Annotated in this window: 19 protein-coding genes; 11 read left to right on the top strand and 8 right to left on the bottom strand. The window is 49.9% G+C overall.

Annotation, left to right across the window (positions count from 1 at the left end; translation table 11 throughout):
- The first annotated feature begins 152 nt into the window (after positions 1-152).
- The 4 genes from GA003_02445 (at position 153) to GA003_02430 (ending at position 4,498) form a co-directional block, all read left to right on the top strand.
- Positions 153-2,072: a carbon starvation protein A gene (locus GA003_02445; GenBank protein ID QXD28857.1), complete on the top strand. Its 1,920-nt coding sequence runs from the start codon at positions 153-155 to the stop codon at positions 2,070-2,072.
- Between the two features lie 3 nt (positions 2,073-2,075).
- A complete protein-coding gene (locus GA003_02440; GenBank protein ID QXD28856.1) occupies positions 2,076-2,357 on the top strand; it encodes a Smr/MutS family protein in 282 nt (93 codons plus the stop codon).
- A 104-nt stretch (positions 2,358-2,461) separates the two neighbouring features.
- Entirely contained in the window at positions 2,462-3,625 is a 1,164-nt protein-coding gene (locus GA003_02435) for a phosphoribosylaminoimidazolecarboxamide formyltransferase (protein ID QXD28855.1), read from the top strand.
- Between the two features lie 9 nt (positions 3,626-3,634).
- Positions 3,635-4,498, top strand: coding sequence for a GNAT family N-acetyltransferase (locus GA003_02430; protein ID QXD28854.1), 864 nt, complete (start codon positions 3,635-3,637; stop codon positions 4,496-4,498).
- Positions 4,499-4,653: 155 nt separating this feature from the next.
- Here the strand turns inward: GA003_02430 and GA003_02425 are convergent, their stop codons facing one another.
- From GA003_02425 to GA003_02395, 7 genes are all read right to left on the bottom strand, one after another.
- Positions 4,654-6,003 (bottom strand): MFS transporter, encoded by a 1,350-nt coding sequence (locus GA003_02425; GenBank protein ID QXD28853.1) that lies wholly within the window; start codon positions 6,001-6,003, stop codon positions 4,654-4,656.
- Between the two features lie 157 nt (positions 6,004-6,160).
- Positions 6,161-6,451, bottom strand: a complete 291-nt coding sequence (locus GA003_02420; protein ID QXD28852.1) for a cytidylate kinase-like family protein — start codon at positions 6,449-6,451, stop codon at positions 6,161-6,163.
- Positions 6,448-6,882 carry a cytidylate kinase-like family protein gene (locus GA003_02415; GenBank protein QXD28851.1) on the bottom strand — a complete coding sequence of 145 codons (435 nt, stop codon included), beginning with the start codon at positions 6,880-6,882 and terminating at the stop codon, positions 6,448-6,450. Before GA003_02415 ends, GA003_02420 begins: the two co-directional genes overlap by 4 nt.
- 129 nt (positions 6,883-7,011) lie before the next feature.
- A complete protein-coding gene (locus tag GA003_02410; GenBank protein ID QXD28850.1) occupies positions 7,012-7,776 on the bottom strand; it encodes a putative 4-mercaptohistidine N1-methyltransferase in 765 nt (254 codons plus the stop codon).
- Positions 7,777-7,876: 100 nt separating this feature from the next.
- Positions 7,877-8,881 (bottom strand): adenosine deaminase family protein, encoded by a 1,005-nt coding sequence (locus GA003_02405; GenBank protein QXD28849.1) that lies wholly within the window; start codon positions 8,879-8,881, stop codon positions 7,877-7,879.
- Between the two features lie 179 nt (positions 8,882-9,060).
- Positions 9,061-10,203, bottom strand: coding sequence for a galactose mutarotase (locus tag GA003_02400; protein QXD28848.1), 1,143 nt, complete (start codon positions 10,201-10,203; stop codon positions 9,061-9,063).
- On the bottom strand, positions 10,196-10,564 hold the full coding sequence (locus GA003_02395; GenBank protein ID QXD28847.1) for a VOC family protein: 369 nt from the start codon (positions 10,562-10,564) through the stop codon (positions 10,196-10,198). Before GA003_02395 ends, GA003_02400 begins: the two co-directional genes overlap by 8 nt.
- Positions 10,565-10,702: 138 nt before the next feature.
- Between GA003_02395 and GA003_02390 the strand changes: the two genes are divergently transcribed.
- Positions 10,703-11,155, top strand: coding sequence for a hypothetical protein (locus tag GA003_02390; protein QXD28846.1), 453 nt, complete (start codon positions 10,703-10,705; stop codon positions 11,153-11,155).
- Here the strand turns inward: GA003_02390 and GA003_02385 are convergent.
- A complete protein-coding gene (locus GA003_02385) occupies positions 11,137-12,009 on the bottom strand; it encodes a hypothetical protein (GenBank protein QXD28845.1) in 873 nt (290 codons plus the stop codon). The genes GA003_02390 and GA003_02385 overlap by 19 nt on opposite strands.
- Here GA003_02385 and GA003_02380 point away from each other — a divergent pair.
- From GA003_02380 to GA003_02355, 6 genes are all read left to right on the top strand, one after another.
- On the top strand, positions 11,998-12,618 hold the full coding sequence (locus tag GA003_02380) for a YHYH protein (GenBank protein QXD28844.1): 621 nt from the start codon (positions 11,998-12,000) through the stop codon (positions 12,616-12,618). The genes GA003_02385 and GA003_02380 overlap by 12 nt on opposite strands.
- A 102-nt stretch (positions 12,619-12,720) precedes the next feature.
- On the top strand, positions 12,721-13,752 hold the full coding sequence (locus GA003_02375) for a DUF3500 domain-containing protein (protein QXD28843.1): 1,032 nt from the start codon (positions 12,721-12,723) through the stop codon (positions 13,750-13,752).
- A 48-nt stretch (positions 13,753-13,800) separates the two neighbouring features.
- Positions 13,801-14,547: a DUF1223 domain-containing protein gene (locus tag GA003_02370; GenBank protein QXD28842.1), complete on the top strand. Its 747-nt coding sequence runs from the start codon at positions 13,801-13,803 to the stop codon at positions 14,545-14,547.
- 273 nt (positions 14,548-14,820) lie between these two features.
- On the top strand, positions 14,821-15,747 hold the full coding sequence (gene cysK / locus GA003_02365; protein ID QXD28841.1) for a cysteine synthase A: 927 nt from the start codon (positions 14,821-14,823) through the stop codon (positions 15,745-15,747).
- 39 nt (positions 15,748-15,786) lie between these two features.
- Entirely contained in the window at positions 15,787-17,343 is a 1,557-nt protein-coding gene (locus GA003_02360) for a nitrite/sulfite reductase (GenBank protein ID QXD28840.1), read from the top strand.
- 3 nt (positions 17,344-17,346) lie between these two features.
- Entirely contained in the window at positions 17,347-19,227 is a 1,881-nt protein-coding gene (locus GA003_02355; GenBank protein QXD28839.1) for an FAD-dependent oxidoreductase, read from the top strand.
- The last annotated feature ends 279 nt before the right edge of the window (positions 19,228-19,506 follow it).

Genomic DNA, 19,506 nt, shown 5'->3' with positions numbered 1-19,506 from the left:
GACGCAAGCACCAGCATTCGAATAAGTATGACCGCAAGTTATCAAATAACGTTCCCTGTATCTACTTAATCATTTCGTTCTCTCAGACTGACCTCGGTCATTAGTTAGTCATTTAACCTAGGAGCCATCCTTCCACCTCGACTTCTCAAATCATGTTCACACTCGCCATAGCCATCGGAGCACTTGTCCTATACCTCATTGCCTACAATACGTACGGCAAATGGCTCGCACGAAAGATTTTCAAACTCGATCCCGAAGCCACTGTACCGAGTGTAGCGCTCAATGACGACAAGGACTATGTTCCGACCGATAGAGGAATCATCTTCGGGCATCACTTTACATCGATTGCCGGCACGGGTCCGATTGTGGGTCCTGCTCTTGCCGTGATCTGGGGATGGGTTCCTGCACTTCTATGGGTTCTCTTCGGTTCTATATTAATAGGAGCTGTGCACGACTTTGGAAGTCTTGTCGTATCCATGCGAAATCGCGGCCAAACGGTAGGCGATATCGCCGGACGCATCTTAACCAAACGCACCCGTCTCCTTTTCCTCTCCATCCTCTTTATGGCGCTGACGATTGTATTGGCCATCTTCGGCCTGGTTATCGCCAATGTGTTCGATCTCTACCCGTCCGCCATTTTTCCCTGCCTCGTCCAAATTCCTCTAGCCATCATTATCGGCGTTTCCCTTCACCGCAAAGGCGTCAACATCCTGGTCCCTTCCATCATCGCTCTCGCGGTGATGTATGTCTCTATTATCTTTAGCGATTGGGGAATCTTCCATGCTGTGAATTATACATTGGGTGGAGAGCCTGGTGCGTTGAATGACGGCATCAGCCTGTTTGCCTGGGTACTCATACTCTTGATTTATTCCTACATCGCGTCGGTCCTGCCGGTCTGGACCTTATTACAACCGAGGGATTTCATTAACTCGCTTCAATTACTCTCAGCGCTGGCACTGGTTGTTCTCGGCCTGGCCGTAGCAGCCATCATTGGCGGAACTCCCGTTTCGGAAGAGGCAGGGCGAACCAGTCTCGAAATCGTGGCTCCGGCATTTCGCTGGGCACCCGAGGGCGCTCCCTGGATTTTCCCCTTTCTATTTATAACCATCGCCTGCGGAGCCATCAGTGGGTTCCACTGCCTGGTCTCATCGGGCACTTCTTCCAAACAGGTGAAATGCGAAACCGATGCTCAATTCGTAGGTTACGGATCCATGCTCACTGAAGGATTCCTGGCGACCCTGGTCATTCTTGCTTGTGTCGCAGGACTTGGATTGGGTGCAGCTACCGTAGGTGGTGAAGTACTCACAGGAAGTGCCGCCTATGAAGCGCGCTACGCTTCCTGGATGACGGCTCAGGGACTAGGAGCAAAGATCGGTGCCTTTATCGAAGGCTCCGCAAACTTTCTTCAGGCCCTCGGATTGTCAGCCGCATTCGCCGTTGCCCTGATGGGTGTTTTCGTGGCATCCTTTGCAGCAACCACTTTAGATACAGCCTGCCGTTTACAGCGCTATGTTATTCAAGAGCTCGCTTCCACCTTTGTTCCCAAATCCGAAAGCGGAGAATTGCAAGCAACTGGCATGAATCCATTTGGTTGGCTCACCAATAAACACGGGGCCACCATCTTCGCCATCATCCTGGCCGGCTTTATTGCAGCCATTCCGCTACCCGGTTCACCCTGGGGTTGGGAGTCAGCAGGCAAAGGCGGGCTCATCCTCTGGCCGTTGTTTGGAGCCACCAATCAGTTACTAGGTGGATTAGCATTTCTCGTGATCACTTTCTGGATGTGGCGCCGCAACCTTCCGGTCTTCTTTGTAGCAATACCCACGATCTTTATGCTCATACTTCCGGGTATTGCCATGGGGATTGAACTCTTCAAACCAACCGGCTGGATCGCACAAAGTCAGTGGCATTTAGTTTTCATTGGACTAGCCACTGTGGCCCTTGAAATCTGGATGATTGCAGAAGCCTTCATCGCCTGGCCCAAAGCGAAAGGTGTCCTCGAGCCTTCCCTTCCTCCTCTTCCAGGTGCCATTGTTAGCGAACCGCAAACCGAAGGTGGTCGTTCCTGTTGAGCGATGGAGGACGCGGATCCGGTCGAATACCCCATCGATGGTGAATTAGATCTTCATCAGTTCAGGCCTCAGGATGTGAAGGACCTGGTCACTGACTACTTGGAGCTCTGCCAGGAAAAAGATATCCTCAAGGTGCGTGTCGTCCACGGCCGCGGAATTGGTACCATCAAAGCGACTGTTCATGCACTGCTCCCGAAATTGGAAACGGTTCGCGATTTTCATTTGGCCGATGATCGAACTGGAGGTTGGGGAGCGACTTGGGTGTATCTGCATCCGAAATCGTGATGTATTTTTTGTAAGAGCATATTTGAGGTGACAAACGTCTCAGGACTCCAAAGCTGCTTTGCTTCCGCAAATCTGAATTAACTTATTCACTTATCCGACCGACCATGATCGAACTCCGCTACGGTGCCAATCCACACCAACAAACCAAACCCGTTTCATTCACTTCAGGTGAGCCATTAAAACTACTCAATGGTGCTCCTTCTTTCATAAACTTGCTCGATGCAATTACTGCCTGGCAGTTGGTTCGCGAGCTGCGCCAAGCAACCGGACTTCCCAGTGCTGCTTCCTACAAACATGTGAGTCCAGCTGGGGCGGCTGTGGCCAAGGAGATCGACGATGAGTTCAAGGAATCCCAGTTTCTCAAGCATACCGATTTCTCCCCACTCGCCAGTGCCTACGTTCGAGCTCGCGGAGGCGATCGCATGTGCTCGTTTGGCGATGCCGCCGCAGTCAGTGATGTGGTGGATGTAAGCTTGGCACAGTTCCTAAAGACGGAAGTCTGCGACCTACTAATTGCGCCAGGCTACGAGCCTGAAGCGTTGGAGATCCTCAAGCAAAAGAAAAAAGGCAACTTCCTCATTTTCGAAATCGATCCTGACTACGATCCGGATCCCATGGAGATGCGCGAATTGTTTGGCATTCAGCTGTCCCAGGAACGAAATCACAAAATCATTACCCGAGACGACCTGACGAATATTGTTTCACGCAACACGGACATTCCAGAGAGTGCCTACCAAACGCTCCTCGTCGCAGCCATCACTTTAAAATACACCCAGTCGAATTCCATTTCCTTGGCCTATGATGGACAAATCGTTGGGCTAGGAGCCGGACAACAGTCACGTATCCACTGCACACGTCTCGCTTGCGACAAGGCAGAAAAATGGTTTCTGCAACGTCACCCGAAGGTTCGTAATCTTCACTTTCAGGACAAGCTCCCCAAAGTCGTTAAGACCAACCTGATCGATCAATACCTGCTGTGGGATTCGTTGAGCGCTCGCGAGGAAGCCATGATGCTTGAAAGCTTCACCGAACGCCCGGAACCGATCTCCAAACAAGAACGCGCCGAGTGGATCAATACCTTCTCTGGCATCACGCTCGGCTCTGACGCCTTTATTCCTTTCCGCGACAACATCGACCGGGCCAGCCGAACCAATGTTCAGTATGTCGTAGAAACAGGCGGAAGCCTTCGTTCTGATGATGTAGCACAGGCCACCGATGAATACGGGATGGTTCATATTCACACTGGCATACGTACTTTCCTTCACTAGGCTCCTCGGATGGAAGTTATCCGATATGGCGACCCAGCGATATTGTGGGAGAAACTTCGTCCTCAGCTCCTGGAACAGGAAGGAGCCAACAATCTGATTGTTGGTATCCTCAAATCGATTTCGGAAAATAAAGATCAACAGTCGGACGAACACCTGTGGGTCACAGTTGAGGATGGCGGGAAGATTGAACTAGCTGGCTGGCGCACCCCACCCTTTGATTACGGACTCTGGTCTCCCAAAATCGAAACAACCCAGGCGCTACAATGTTTCATCAATTTTTTGGAGACAGAAGGCATGGACATTGTCGGCGCTGTAGGTAAACCCGCGCTTGTTGAATCCTATACGGCTTTGGCCATGCCACGCTTCGGACTGGAAAACACCTTCACCATGAACCAGGGCATCTATGAATGCCGGAAGGTTGATCCGACATTGCTGGGACCAGGAACCATACGTCCGGTTACCATGGATGAAATTGAAAAGCTTACTGATTGGATGATTGCTTTTCACATTGAGTCGCTCAATCAAGAGCCCCTGCGTTCCGAAGCTCGAGACAAGCTGAAAACCGATACTGAACAGGATCTCTATTATTTCTACGAGGAAGACGGACAAGTTCTATCCACCCTGGCAACCGCTCGCCCCATGGTGAATGGAATCTCTGTCAATATGGTCTACACACCTCCAGAGTACCGAAAAAGAGGATACGCAACGAGTGGTGTCGCGCAATTGACCCGGAAGCTATTGGACGATGGCTGGAAATTTACCGCCCTGTTCACTGACCTGGACAATCCGACCTCAAACAGCATCTACCAAAAGATCGGCTACCGGTTGATCGGTGAGTCGAAACATGTACAGCTGAGGCCGCGGACATCCTAGAAGACATTCACCACACGGACATTCTGCGGCATCGCGAGGACGCGATGGCCCTACCTCGATCATGAATGGTAGGGTAATTGCCTCCGGCAATGCCGCTTTCAATACCCTTCGTTTTCTTCGTTCTCTTCTGTTCAAAAAAGCAGCACCTGAAAAAGTCAGCTGTTCTCTGCCAACTTCCGCTGGGGATTGTCGGCGAAGAGACTCAAAAGCAGCACAAGGAACGGAACAGTCAATCCCATCCAGAACATACCGTTGAACCCCGCTCCATAATCTTTGAAGGTCGTAAACAGAGCAGGACCGATTCCACTGCCAATCACCGTGACGGATGCATTGAACCCATGGATGGCTCCCAAGTGAGTGCGCCCAAAAAAGCGAGGCCAGATGTTTCCACTCAAGTTGGCGAAAGCCCCATTGGTGATTCCCATCCCCACAATAAAAAGTCCGAACCCAAGTGTTTCTGGCATGAGCAAAAGTCCGGCCGGAACCAGCAGCATCCCCAGGCACATAGCCATCAGCACGTATTTAATACGGATGTAGTCGCTGACGTAGCCGATCAGGAAGTTGGCGATCATACTCGCGATAGATGCTGGAAAGAACAGGTAAAGCAGAGTCGACTTTTCCATACCCAATTCTCCGGAGATCGCTACTACGTGAAAAGTATATCCCGTGCCAAATAGGGCCCACCAGATGAAGGCACTGGCAAAGGCCCAGAAGCCCACGGTGCGAACCGCTTCATTGCGGGTAAAGTCACGCACGATGACATTGTCGGGATGCGTTGTTTTGGCACCCGTGCCTTTAAGCGGACCGTCCATCTCCAGTCCACTCTCTTCCGGATTGTCTCGATAAAAAATGTAACAAACCGAACTAAGCCCAAAGATCAGGATCCCCGCCATCACCAACCAGGCACCCCTCCAGGTGAACTGTTCAATCATCCAGTTGAACACCAAAGGGGTCATGGAGAAAGCCACGCTTACAAACACGCCACTGATAGCCATAATCAGGCCTCGCCGTTCGTGAAACCACTTCCCAATCATTGCCTGGGACGCCATGGTGATCATTCCTTGGGCTGTAAACCGAAGCGCAAAAAACCCCAGCAGAATGATGGCGAAGGCAATGATCCAGTTCGAGCTTCCGACCAAACGTTGGGCACCCACAGTCACATAATCAGAATAGCTGAAAAAGATAAGCACACCGCCCAACAACAAAGAAACCACAAAGGCCGTTCTCCGACTTCCATACAGGTCAAATGCTCGACCCCCTTTGGGCAGAAGAAAACCACTCATGGTAGTGCCAGCCAGGTAAGCAATACTTAGTTGCATCCGCGTTAATCCCAACTTCTCAATTAATACATCCGTGAAGACACTCACACCCATCGTCTGCCCAGGAATGCTGCAGAGAATGCCAAGGGTTCCTACGATCACGATCACCCACCCATAAAAGAATGGCCAGCGATCGGGAGCATGAGGGAAATTCGGCTGCCAGAATCTGCCTTCCGGTTTTTTCATACCCGGTAACAGAATCCGCCAAAAATTGAAATTCGGTGGCGGTAGAACAAACTAGGAGAGTGCATTGCAGGATTCAGAGACGAAGCCTGCATCAGGAACTTCCAAACCTGCCTAATCAACTTTATTTTCAGCCAAAAAGTATCCGTCCGATTTTATCTCAATGTTCCGCAGGTACCGGAAATTTCCGTTTCATTTCTTCCACGATCATATGGGCCGCATCGCTGACAGAAATCCGATCCGTATTGATACATAGATCGTAACAACTGGGATCGTTTATATTCTCTCCAAAGTTCTCACGCACCCAAACGCTTCGAGCTTTATCTTCATGCTCAATAAACTCAGCAGCTTCATCACGGCTAATCCGGTAGTAGTCAGCAGAACGTTTAATTCGCGTCTCCTTACCTGCTACCAATCTCAGATGGATCCCATGATTCAATTTTCTTGTCACGACATTGATCCGCGGCCGACAAGAATAACTCCGCCAAGATTGGCTAAATGAATCAAGGTTTCGAATACATCCTGATTCAATTCCCAGATCGGCGGGTGCAATCCCAGCAGCTCACTGATCAACGAACCAATTTCGGAAACATGTGCTTCCGGCAGGTATCGGGCGAAGCGCTCGGGCAGACCATGCTCACGCATAGCCGTCTGCACAAGATCTCGATCAAACAAGGTCCATTGGTTTTCGACCAAGGGCATATCGGCATCCAAGAGCCTTTGCAGTCGTTGCCCAAGAGTTCGAGCGCCGGCTCCTGTTTGCCGCGAGATGGTTATAAACGGCATTTGAACTTTGAAAGGCCGATCCGATTTCTGTTCATCGTTCAGATGACAAACGACAAAGGAATGACACCTGTTTAAAGTAGATTGTGGTGCACTCATGATAAGAAGAAGTAAATGGATTAACGCTTTGCTGATAATATACCTGATACCCCCCCGGGAGCAAATCGCTCGGGCCATCATTACCAAAGATGTTACCCCTTATCAGGAACTGTAAATGTTCCTGACCGACTACTTCCTAACCCAGATCGTCCCTTGAGCCACGCTCCACTGAAACTTTCGCGCGTGTTCGCGAATCAGGAATGGAAGGTCGACAGCCTTAACCTTCACAAAATGAGATTCCAAAGCGGATTCCAATCCCTCGAGGGTTCGTACGACGGATCCGTCACGTTCAAATCCTCCTAACCAGTTGGACTTTGGCGTATATTCCTCCAGCCAAGTGTAGGGAGATGTGATAACCAACTGTCCACCTGGATTGAGCAAATCGGGCAGGGAATCCAGAAAGCGTCTAGGATCCTCCAATCGATCAATGAGATTTGCAGCCAACAGCACATCGAAGCTTCCAATGCCTGCTGGCAAATCTGTGGCATCACCTTGTTCAAAGGTAACTTTCGTCCCATCCACCCCCTCCGGGATCGATGCTTCCAAGGTGGTGCTTAAATCACCTTCGTCCGTCCGCTCATAGCTCAAAACGCCATCATTTTTTAAGCGGTCAGCCGCCTCAATAAATCGATGCGAATAATCAATCCCCAAGACCGAGCCACAAATGCGAGCCATTTCAAAACTCGATCGCCCAACCGCACAACCCAGATCCAACCCCCGTGCATTGGAAGGCAGCAAGGCCGAATCAAAACACTCCACGATGCAACGCACAGGATAATGTAAGGCATTCGTAGGCCCACCAGGATACGGCAAGATCTCTTCCGAAGACCCATAGTGAAAAAGCAAATATTCAGCGACGGCTTTATCCGTCTCGTAGAAAGGCGTTTGAGACATAATGATGCAATACAGAGACTAGGTCGTCCCAAAAGCAATGACCTTTCAAAACAATTCCAGGGAGTTAAAAAACAGGGTCAGGGGTCAATTATCAACAATCTCAACCTGCACAATAGTCCGCCAACTCGTCCTTCAGCCGCTGCCGAATACTTTCATCAACAAGGGCAATATCAAAACCATTACCAGCAATCTGGGTAAGCTCCTCTTTGGAAAAACCCAAATCTTGATTGAGCGCGTAGTACTCTTCACTCAAGCGATTGCCAAAGAAGAAAGGATCATCGGAGTTGATGGTCACTTTCACACCGGCGTCAAAGAGTTGGCGAATGGGGTGATCAGCCATGGTGGTTACACCCTGGACAGCGAGCTTGAGGTTACTGATGGGGCAAACGTCTAATGCGATTTGGTCATCGACCAAACGTTGAACCGTAGAAGGATCCTCCACGGAACGAACTCCGTGTTGAATCCGTTCGGCACCAATTTCATCCAGCACTTTATCGACAAATGAGGCGGGCATAAACTCCCCTGCATGCGCTTTGGTAAATTTCCCCGCAGCACGCGCACGTTGCCAAACATCGGCGGTCCAAGGCTCCAGAGGAAGATACTCCTGACCATGCAGATCAATGCCATCCAGCCCCTTCCAGGTCAGGCATTCTTCAATGAGCTCTGCACCAGCATCTTTGTAATCATCATGACTCATACCGGCAAAAATCCTCAGTTCCAATCCTTGCGGCGCAGCACTGCGAACAGCATCAATCAAGGTAGGCCCCGAATCTTCCATTCCCAATACCACCGGCAAATGAAAACTGGTCTCCACGTAGCGACAGCCTTGGGCGACACAGTTGCCCAGCACGATCTTCATTGCTTCATGGTAACGCTGGGCAGAATTAAAAAAGGCCAAGCAGTATTCCACATACCATCCCATGAATTGGTCAAAACTCTCGTAGCGAAAATCGTCCGCCCAGAACGCGGGTGGATTTGCGTATTTCACCGGATCCATGGCTTTCAATAATTCGTAAGGGCAGGCCCCTTCCATGTGCAAATGCGTCTCCGTTTTGGGGAGATCTCGAATGAATGATTCAAACTCAGGATCGGCGGTGTAAGGCATAATGCTGATTAAGTAAATGAGGCGATGCTTCGGCAAGTTTTATAGGGCTGTATCTAAAATAGTAGAACAGGCGTCTCGCCTGTTTATTCCCAAGAGGCTTTCCATCAGACCTTAAAGATTAATGCCACCAAGCATTACTCGATTCTCCGAATCTACCCAGGCAAGATGCCTGGGCTACTTTACTCCGCGCTAAAGGTAAAGGCGGTGGTCGATTTGAAGATTTCACCTGGGCGAAGAACCGTGCTCGGAAAATGAGGATGATTAGGCGAGTTTGGATAATGTTGTGTCTCAAAGCAGAATCCACTCCGCGGTCCATACTCGACTCCATACTTTCCGGTGATGCCTCGCATGCCATTCGCAGTATAAAACTGCACTCCCGGTTGATCGGTAAACACTTCCATTATTCGACCGCTTGTAGGTTCATAAACCGTGGCAAAAAGTTCCGCTCCTTTTTGATCTGATTTACGCAGCACATAATTATGATCATACCCTCGGCCCAGGCGAAGTTGCTCGTTACTGTCGTCGATTTCCAGACCGATTCGCTTGGGCATATTGAAGTCAAAGGGAGTATCCTTCACAGGGATAAAATTGCCGTTGGGTATAAGACCTGGCTTAACTTCCGTCAGTTCGTCGGAATAGAGCTGAACCACATGGTTTCTAACATTGCCGATACCACCGCCTATCAAGTTGAAGTAGGAGTGATTGGTCAGATTCAGGACCGTCGTTTTCTCGGTCGATGCCTCATAGTAAACGACCAAACTGTTGTCATTTGTTAAACCATAGGTGACTGAGACATGCACAGGCCCGGGATAACCATCCTGTCCATCTGGGTGCAAGTATTGGAGATTCAAATAAACCGCCTTTTGCTTTCTCCCAGTCGTCGCCGTCCAAACTACCTCGTCCAAGCCCACGGATCCACCGTGCGTATGGACTGGAACCTGTCCAGGTAGCTCACGTACGAAAAGCTGAACTTGTTCTCCATCCAACTCAACCAGTCCGGTTTCCACTCGATTGGCATACAGCCCAACGATCGCCCCGAAGAGCGGGTTGCGCTCCACATATTCATCGAGGGTATGATACCCTAGTACCAAATCTTCAAGTTCACCTTCCCGATCCGGGGTGGCCAAGGACACGATGATCCCGCCATAATTAGTGATCTTCACTTCCATCCCACTGGGATTGGTCAGTGTGTAGAGAGTCACGGCCTCTCCGGTTGGCAGGGTTCCCCACGCTTCTTCAGTCACCGTACCGAGCTTAGTGCAACCCCAGTAGGCTGATACGCATACTGCCAAAATACTGAAACTCAACAGCCGCCTAAACATCAAGCTGGGTCAATTCGATGACATGCCCGTCCGGATCATTCAAAAACAGCTGAAGCGGTCCATCCGGCCGATACCGTGGCCCCTCATAATCGATCCCCATCTTTTCAAGATGCGCCACCGCTGCCGCCATATCCGGAATCCGATAAGCCGTATGCCATTCCAATGGAACCGTGTAGTCCTGGGCGTCTTTACAGATAAGGTGCAACTCCTGATCGGGACCTGTCTGAAACCATGCCCCAGGAAAATCGAAATCGGGTCGCCCCATTTGCTCGAGTTGTAAGACGTCACGGTAGAATTCCACGCTTTTGTCCAAGTTGGCGACATGGATGGCGGTATGATTGAGTTGATTGACGTTGATCATAATGGGGATGCGTTTGTGAAAATGGGAATTAGCAGGGCGCCTTACCCTCAGTTATTCTTCCAGCAAAACCCGTGGACTCCTATCATGCAAAAATAAATTGTAGCTAAGCGAAATTACCTTCTCAAAGATGACAGCCTGATGAGCAAAGCTATCAAAGTAACCGGAATCGTTGTCGAAGGCCACGGTGTGGCATCGGGCCGATCCGAGACGAGCCCTTACACAGGCGGATCGCTCATCCGGCAACTCCCCTACTTTGAGAAGTTAAACATTCCATTGAGCGACTACTTTCTCGGAACGATCAATATCGACATATCGCCCCGCTCCATGGAGCTCATTGCCTGTGACTATGAAGCCCGGCAAACCGCCTGGACGAATCTCATCCCGCCGGAAGATTTTTTCTTCAGTCATTGCCAAATTTCTTTCAAGCAAAAGACCTTTGAAGGCATGGTCTACTACCCCTCTCCCAAAACGAAAGTAGAGAACTTCCACAATCCGAATATTGTAGAGATATTGGCACCCAGAATAGATTCAATAAATACAGGAGGCGAAGTAACACTGCTCCTGAATTCCGATCATTGCTCACTCACCTGAATACGGAAAAATCGATTGGGCGAATAGGGCCCGGTTACTAGCACGGAAGCCACCAGTTCTTCACCAACCTGAAAAGGGTTTCCCGGCGAGGACCAAACATCCCAATTCTTGAGATCGTCAGAAACCTGGATCTCATGAGAACGGTTTTGTGTAACCGGTATCGTCAAAGTGACTTGATCACTGTTCACCGCGGCCTCGAGCGGCCACACGCTTCCAGCATCCAGAGCGTCGGTCGAGACCAGGTATTCAAACGTGTTCGTCTGCTGATCAAGGTCGGGATCAGACTGTGGATCTGCTTCCAAGGATTCTGGATTCGCAAAGGTATCATCCTGCCAAAGCACAAAACCCGTAGTCACCGAATCGATCCATTCAGTCATTAGATCAATCCAGTCTTGATCCAACTCATTGGTCGCCACATTAGGCATCCGGGTGAATCCATGACTCTCACTGATCCGACTAAGCAAGACTGAGAGATCCAGCTCGCCTGGTTTTATCAAGCGCCGATTGGAATCGCCTCCATCATTCAAAGGCAATCCTTCAATCAATCCGGTTTCCAAAAGCCCAATATGGGGACGGGCATCCCACGAAGTAGAAGCCACCGCTCCTGGCTGATGACAGGACACACAATTCACCGCGAGATAGGACCGCACTCGTGCAAGTAACGATGCCTCTTCATCGTCCGCCGAAGAAAACTGCGGCAAGGCATCTGGCTCAGATATGCCTGTATCCAGAATCCCAATATCACTTAAATGCTCCAGGAGATTCCGTTCCTGACCATCAATCATCTGATCGCGATTGAGCTGTCTTGTATTAAACGATAAGGCGTATCCAGCTGCCGGCGTATGGCATTGCATACATTCACCCCGGTTGAGCGTCAGCCTTTCGGGGTAGCCATCAATGGCGTTCCTTTTGATCCTGGTACTGCGGAGTACTGGAGAGGCGACATGGATTCTGGGTGGATATATGACGCTTTATCGGGAAACATCAACTTAGGTATCGATTCCAGCAATGGCCACGTCCAACCGACTGGGGCTTATCACTACCATGGCATCCCCAATGGATTGGTTAAACTGAGCGATAACTCTCAAGGCATGATCCTCGTCGGGTATGCTTCGGACGGATTCCCGGTGTATGCTTTTCACGGATACAATGATCCTTCTGACAAGAAGAGTGCATTAACCAAGGCAAAACCCAGCTTTAAGCTCAAAGAAGGCATTCGTCCCGACGGACCGAAAGGGTATTACGACGGTACATTCGTCCAAGACTGGGAGTATGTCGAAGGATACGGTGACCTCGATGAATGCAATGGCCGCTTCGGGGTTACTCCGGAATACCCGGAGGGCATCTACCACTATTATTTGACCGAGACCTACCCCTTTATTCCGCGCTATACACGAGGAGAGCCCGATCCCAGCTTTGATCGCCGTGGGCAACACGGTCGAGTTCGCGGATTAGGTCGTTAGTTCAGCGACAATTTATTTCGTCGATTCAAAAGCCAAGCTCACAAAGCTGGCTTTTGATTTCTTGCTTTCATGTTTCAATACCCACATCTTCGACTATTCCCTATGAAACAAACATCTATATTCTCCGTTTTTCTCACCCTAAGTTTAATTCTTTCGCCACTTAGCAGCCTCGTTGCAGTCGAGGCCACGGTTTCGAATATGCAGACTGCAGCGGCTGATTTCCTCGATTCCCTAACGACTGAGCTCAAGTATCGCGCCACTTTCTCGATGGAGAATGAAGAGGAGCGGCTCAACTGGCACTTCATTCCCAAGACAGGCGAGCGCAAGGGTGTGGACCTAAAGGACCTGAACGAGGAGCAAGAGGCAAAACTCTGGAAACTACTCTCAGCCAGCTTGAGTGCCCAAGGACAAGAGAAAGTGGAGAACATCATCGATCTCGAAGCCGTACTCTTTATCAAGGAAAACAAGGATCACCGCGATCCGGAGCTTTATTACACCGCGATCTTCGGCGAACCTAAAGAAGGAGGAACCTGGGGCTGGCGATTCGAAGGACATCACCTGTCATTGAATTTTACTGTAGTGAATGGGAAGCTATTGGCGACGGCTCCCAATTTCTGGGGAGCCAACCCTGCTAAAGTGGACGTCGGTCCAACCACCGGCTTTCGCGCGCTGAAACAAGAAGAGGACCTTGCCCGAGCATTTATCCAATCGTTGCCCAAGGAGCAACAAGCTGTGGCCATCATTGCCGAGAATGCTCCGAGGGATATTTACACCGGCGCGAATAAAACAGCGGATCCTCTCAGTCCAAAAGGACTCTCTACATCCGATATGACTCCTGAACAAAGGAGAGGGCTCAAGACAGTGATCGATGAGTATCTCAACAACATGCCAGAGGATGTGTCCCAGGCCCGACAAGCCGTTCTGAGAAACGCAGGAGTCGAAAACATTTCCTTCGCCTGGGCTGGACCCACCGAAAAGGGCGGCAAACACTACTACCGGATCCAAGGTCCAACGTTCCTGATCGAGTACGACAATATCCAAAACCAAGGAAATCATATCCATGCCGTGTGGCGGGATTTCGATGGGGACTTCGGAAGAGACATTCTGCGCGAACATCACAATCACCAGCACTAGGCGTTCGGCCTGAGTGAATAAGCCAGGGACATTCAACGTCCAACTGGCATGCATCGAATAAGCAAATTCATCGCAATCCTGAGTACAGTACTTCTATCTGTATATAATTCAGCAAAGGGAGCAGATCCGCTCATCTTCCAAAGTACCGAAGAGCGAAGCCAGCTACTTGAGCTATTTACCTCTCAGGGGTGCAGCAGCTGCCCACCCGCCGAACGCTGGATCAATCAGTTTGCCGATTACCCAGGGCTATGGTCCGAAATTGTCCCTGTCGTATATCACGTGGATTATTGGGACCACTTGGGTTGGAAAGACCCCTTTGCATCCAAAGCATTTACGCAAAGGCAACATGCCTACGCTGAAGAGAGACTCATAAGGCAAGTCTACACTCCTTGCTTTGTATCCAACGGGGAAGAATGGCGGGGTTATTTCAGTAAAGATCTACTTCCAAAATCGAAGGAAATAGCGGGCATCCTTCAAGCTAGAGCGGAAAATGGTCGATTGAAAGTAAGCTATTCAGAAGAACAACCCCTGACCTTGAATGTTGCGATTCTAGGTCTGAATGTAGTGACAGATGTAAAGAGTGGTGAGAATCGAGGAAGAAAATTGGAGCAACAATTCGTCGTTCTTGATCACCAAAGCTCATTTTCAAAGGAAGGAAAATGGACCCTGGAATTGCCGTCGATAGAGCTATCAAAAGCAGAGCGATTCGGCATCGCAATTTGGGTATCGAAAAGGGGTGATTTTGAGCCGCTTCAGGTCACCGCTTCCTGGATTGATTCACACCACTTTAATTAGCATTTACTGACCCAGGTTATTCGCCTCCAAAGAAGCCAAACTTAACTATAATAATATCGCCGCTAATACTTGATTTAGATGCAGTTCTGGTCTTGTCTTTAGTTTATTACCCAAAATACTAAGAAATACTTAATTTAAACACCGAATAGGCGATCCATCGCGAGCTGGCTTTCTACTTGATCTTACGGGGGCTATGCACATCGTTGTCGCTTCTGGTAAATAGCGTCCCAGTCTCCCTATCTTCTACGAGGGCGCGCCTAGACCCAGTCTAACATGGCTATATACAACAATTTATGTGAGATGATCGGCAACACATCGCTGGTTCATCTATCCAAATTCAGTGACGGATTGCCCGGCCATATCATTGGCAAATTAGAAGGTTATAACCCGGGTTGGTGCGTAAAAGACCGCATCGGGCTGTCGATGATTGAAGCTGCTGAGAAAGATGGGAGCCTTCCTGAGGGCGGGACCATCGTCGAGCCGACTTCGGGTAATACAGGCATCGGTCTGGCCATGACCGCCGCCGTTAAAGGTCACAAAATCATTCTTACTATGCCCTCCTCCATGAGCATCGAGCGACGCAAGATGCTCTTAAACTTGGGCGCGGAATTGGTTCTAACCGATGCCGATAAGGGGATGCCTGGAGCAATCCATGAAGCGGAAATGCTCACTGAGAAGATTCCAGGAGCCTACATGCCTCAGCAATTTAACAACCCGGCCAATCCACAGGTCCACTACGACACCACTGGACCGGAGATCTGGAACGATACCGAAGGTAAAGTAGACATTTTTGTCGCGGGTGTTGGAACAGGTGGAACCGTTTCAGGAGTTGGACTCTATCTGAAGGAGCAAAATCCCGACGTCCAGATCATCGCCGTCGAGCCGGAAGAATCCCCCGTGCTAAGTGGCGGAAAAATGGGACCTCATATGATTCAAGGAATCGGAGCCGGATTCATTCCCGGAGCCTACAATGGCGATGTGGTTGACGAGGTGATTCGCATCGACAGTCACGAAGCGATTAAGACGGCCCAGAAACTCGGTACAAGCGAAGGTCTTCTCGTTGGTATTTCATCCGGAGCTGCAGCCCTGGCTGCACGCCAAGTCGCCAGTCGCCCCGAAAACAAAGGAAAGAACATCGTCGTCATGCAACCCGATACGGGGGAACGATACATTTCAACCCTCCTCTTTTATCACGATTAATCCGTTCGGCTCACCCAACGCGGAAACTAGAATTTAATTATGCAGTGGACACTAGGAAAACGATTCGTCAGCGAAGACGAAATCATTAAAGAACAGGGACTCTTTCTGGACTACGATGAGATCGCCCGTAAAGGGGCGATGACCGCTGAAGAGAAAAACATCTCCAAATGGTACGGGATCTACTCCTCCCGTCATGCAGGCAACCACATGGCTCGCGTGGTGGTTCCAGGAGGGGTGCTAAGCTCAAGTCAGGCCCGCCGGATGTGCAAGATCGCTGAAGATTATGCACAAGGTAAATTGGCCATCACAACCCGGCAGTGTATCCAACTGCACTGGTTGAAGACGCCTTCTCTAGCCGACATGATCCGTGGCTTGGCAGAAGACTCGCTCTCCACCTTCCACGGATGTGGTGATGTCACCCGTAACGTGACGGCATGCCCGCTGGCCGAAACCTGCCAGTTCAAACGCTTCAATGTCCAACCCTACGTGCAGGAAACAGCTCGCGTGCTCACCAGTATGCGGGACCTGGACAACCTACCAAGGAAATTTAAAATCACTTTCTCCGGTTGTGGAGCAGGCTGTGCTCAACCTTACATCAACTGCATCGGTGTCGTTGCAGTTGAGCGGAAGGGCGTAGATGGCCAAACTGAACACGGATTCAAAGTCGTTATCGGTGGTGGCATGGGCTGGTCCCCATTTATTGGGAAGGACCTGTTTTCATTCGTCCCACCTAAGAAGATCGTTAAGGTCAATCGGGCCATCGCCCTCCTCTTCCGTGATTACGGGGACCGCCGTGACCGGACGATGTCGCGTCTGAAATTTGTAGTTTATCGCAAGGGTATCGACGAGTGCCGTCGCATCGTTCTGCAATACTTGACTGACGAAGGTGTTTCTATCGAAGACATCGAATCAGAAGCATTTGAAGAAACGGGTGTTACTTATCCCGATCGTCCTCTACTTGAGGAAAATCCAGTGGGAACGGACGGTAAAGTAACCGTGCGCGCCATGATCCCCAAAGGAGAGCTGACGCATATCGCCTTCAAGCGATTCGCTGAACTTTCTGAAATTTACGGAAACAAAAAAGTTTACCTAACCAACCGTCAAAATATTGAGATCCACGGAGTAAAACCGGAAAAGGTGGAAGCCATTACGGCCGACATTCAAGCAGCCGGATTTTCAACCGAAGGTTTCTTCGGCCTCCGTGATATCGTACCTTGTGTAGGAACTACCTACTGCCCGAAAGCGGTTACCGAAACACGCTCTCTTTACGACACCCTGATGCCAATCGTGAGTCAGGAGAAATACAAAGACATTTGGGACAAGGCGATTATCAACATCACGGGTTGCCCAAACAGCTGCTCACCTTACCGCATCACCGACATTGGCTTCCGTGGCATGCGTATACGCGAACAGATGGGATCAACCCAAGCCTACGAGATGCTGGTTGGAGGCGAACACGATCGCCTTGGTAAAAAGCTAGGAGAATTTAAAACGGATGACTGCCCACGCGTGCTGGAAAAAATCCTGGATACCTTCCTCAGAGTAAGGAAGGACGACGAAACTTTATCCGAGTGTATTCACCGCATGGGGTTGTAGATCATGAGCGACGATAAATCATTAGACGAATTTCTAAAATCCATTGAGGAGCTCGATATCTCCTATGACATGGCGCCGAATCCACAGGAGCACTCTGTGTTTACTGGAGTCACAGCGGAGCCCTTGGATTTCAAAACTTACGCCAAAGACATTCCCTGCCAGCAGGCCTGTCCCGCGAAGACCAACGTACCTGCTTACATTGAAGCGATTGCCAAAGGTGATCCGGACAAAGCCTACTTGATCAACCAGGAAGATAATGTGTTTTCGGGTGTGCTTGGACGCGTTTGCTCGCGCCCTTGTGAAGATGCCTGCCGTCACAATTGGACAGGCACATCAGGCCCGGTACATATCTGTCACTTGAAACGTTCGGCTTCAGACTATAAAGAAAATCCTCCCAAGCCATTACCTGGCTGGTTCGAGGATACTTCTAAGAAAGTCGCCATCATTGGTGGTGGCCCTGCCGGTCTAACCGCAGCGCGCGAACTGCGTCGTTATGGTCACAACGTCACCATCTACGAACGCGACAGCATGCTCGGTGGAATGATGGTTCAAGGGATTCCTATTTTCCGTCTTCCACGAGAGACCGTGGAAGCAGAAGTAAATGCCATTATCGAAAGCGGCATCGACGTGAAGTACAATACTAATGTCGATTCGGTGATGCTCCAGGGCATCATCGATGAGAACGACGCGGTATTGATGGCTGTTGGAACGGTTCACCCATCCAATTTGAAAATCCCTGGCCTGCCAGGAGACGGTCACACCATTTCCGGTCTGAAGTTCATGTATGATTACAATATGGGCAAGATCGGCGACATGCGTGGACAAAACGTTATCATTGTTGGTGGTGGATTTACTGCGGTTGACTGTGGACGTTCTTGCGCCCGGGCTGCCAAGCGACTGGTAGGTGAAGAAGGAAGTGTAACGATCGTGTATCGCCGCACGGAAGCCCAGATGTCGGCCGATCCGGACGAAATCAATGAGATCCGTCTCGAGGAAATCGAAGTTGAGACTTTAATGAATCCTCACTCAGCTCGCACGGAAGATGGCAAACTGGTAGGTGTTACTTTCCAGAGAAACTCCTTAGATGATTCCGATAGTGATGGAGGAAAACCAAAGGTTCACGCAATCGAAGATTCAGAAGAAGAGTATCCCTGCGACCTGTTGATCATGGCTATCGGTCAAACACGTGAATTGAAAATTCTTCCAGAAGGCGTAAGCCAAACGGAAGGCCACGATACCACCCATGAAAAAGTGTGGATGGCCGGTGACTTCAATTACGGCAGCTTCGATGTGATTACAGCTGTGAACGACGGCAAGGAAGTCGCTAAGAAAATCGACACCCAGCTCATGGGTAAGGAGCGACGCAAAGAACACATAGGCATTACTATGTTGGATACTAACGGTGAAACCGGACGAGTGCGTGATCACGATATCCAATTTCCACCCGAGATGCCGAAGCTTCCTCTTTTCGATCGCGATGGCACATCCGAAGTCGAACTCGGACATACGGAGGATGAAACGCTGGTTCAAGCTACCCGTTGTTATTTCTGTCACTACAAATTCGAGATCAACCAGGACGCCTGTATCCATTGCGATTGGTGTATCGGTGTGGCCCCTCGAGATTGTATCAACCGTGTATCCCGTCTTTTCCACGACGACGATGGCGCGGTAACCTCAAGCCTCGAAGCCAACCTGGCTGATGAAGCAACTTACATCTGGATCGACAGCAATGAGTGTGTTCGCTGTGGCAAGTGCTTACGCATCTGCCCAACTGGCGCCATCACCATGCGGAAGTCCGAGAAGTGTGGTTGCTCAACCGAAGAGTTCGAAGAAAAGCAGAAGGAAAACGTCCCTTACGGCGTAGTAAAGTACGACAAGTACTAAGCGAAATTAGCTGCCTCTTATTTAGGTTATCGATTGCTTAAGTATGGAATCATCCTTTCTACCTAGGAAGGATTGCTTGAAACGGTGTGAATAATGGCCATAATGACATGACCATTAAGTTTTAGCGTATGGAGATTCATACGCTAAAAAAGAAAACCCTCCCCCTACAATAAAGCATCCCCTGTTCCTCAAATAAAGCTCATTCTCAACCAAGTGGCTGGCCCTACTTCTACTTCTTTTCCCCGTATCCATCTTCGCCGATACGAACCTCCAAACGGT

This window comes from Opitutia bacterium ISCC 52, from assembly GCA_014529675.2.
Lineage (GTDB): Bacteria > Verrucomicrobiota > Verrucomicrobiia > Opitutales > UBA2995 > UBA2995.
Note: the sequence above shows the minus strand (reverse complement) of the source record. Positions and strands in the feature narration are given on the sequence as shown.

Bases quoted from the DNA above. Each gene is read 5' to 3' on its own strand.
- GA003_02440 (QXD28856.1), top strand. From the start codon at position 2,076: ATGGAGGACGCGGATCCGGTCGAATACCCCATCGATGGTGAATTAGAT.
- cysK (QXD28841.1), top strand. From the start codon at position 14,821: ATGGCTATATACAACAATTTATGTGAGATGATCGGCAACACATCGCTG.
- GA003_02380 (QXD28844.1), top strand. From the start codon at position 11,998: ATGGCATTGCATACATTCACCCCGGTTGAGCGTCAGCCTTTCGGGGTA.
- GA003_02395 (QXD28847.1), bottom strand. From the start codon at position 10,564: ATGATCAACGTCAATCAACTCAATCATACCGCCATCCATGTCGCCAAC.
- GA003_02430 (QXD28854.1), top strand. From the start codon at position 3,635: ATGGAAGTTATCCGATATGGCGACCCAGCGATATTGTGGGAGAAACTT.
- GA003_02415 (QXD28851.1), bottom strand. From the start codon at position 6,882: ATGAGTGCACCACAATCTACTTTAAACAGGTGTCATTCCTTTGTCGTT.
- GA003_02370 (QXD28842.1), top strand. From the start codon at position 13,801: ATGCATCGAATAAGCAAATTCATCGCAATCCTGAGTACAGTACTTCTA.
- GA003_02385 (QXD28845.1), bottom strand. From the start codon at position 12,009: ATGCAATGCCATACGCCGGCAGCTGGATACGCCTTATCGTTTAATACA.
- GA003_02445 (QXD28857.1), top strand. From the start codon at position 153: ATGTTCACACTCGCCATAGCCATCGGAGCACTTGTCCTATACCTCATT.
- GA003_02400 (QXD28848.1), bottom strand. From the start codon at position 10,203: ATGTTTAGGCGGCTGTTGAGTTTCAGTATTTTGGCAGTATGCGTATCA.
- GA003_02425 (QXD28853.1), bottom strand. From the start codon at position 6,003: ATGAAAAAACCGGAAGGCAGATTCTGGCAGCCGAATTTCCCTCATGCT.
- GA003_02360 (QXD28840.1), top strand. From the start codon at position 15,787: ATGCAGTGGACACTAGGAAAACGATTCGTCAGCGAAGACGAAATCATT.
- GA003_02375 (QXD28843.1), top strand. From the start codon at position 12,721: ATGAAACAAACATCTATATTCTCCGTTTTTCTCACCCTAAGTTTAATT.
- GA003_02405 (QXD28849.1), bottom strand. From the start codon at position 8,881: ATGCCTTACACCGCCGATCCTGAGTTTGAATCATTCATTCGAGATCTC.
- GA003_02355 (QXD28839.1), top strand. From the start codon at position 17,347: ATGAGCGACGATAAATCATTAGACGAATTTCTAAAATCCATTGAGGAG.
- GA003_02410 (QXD28850.1), bottom strand. From the start codon at position 7,776: ATGTCTCAAACGCCTTTCTACGAGACGGATAAAGCCGTCGCTGAATAT.
- GA003_02390 (QXD28846.1), top strand. From the start codon at position 10,703: ATGAGCAAAGCTATCAAAGTAACCGGAATCGTTGTCGAAGGCCACGGT.
- GA003_02435 (QXD28855.1), top strand. From the start codon at position 2,462: ATGATCGAACTCCGCTACGGTGCCAATCCACACCAACAAACCAAACCC.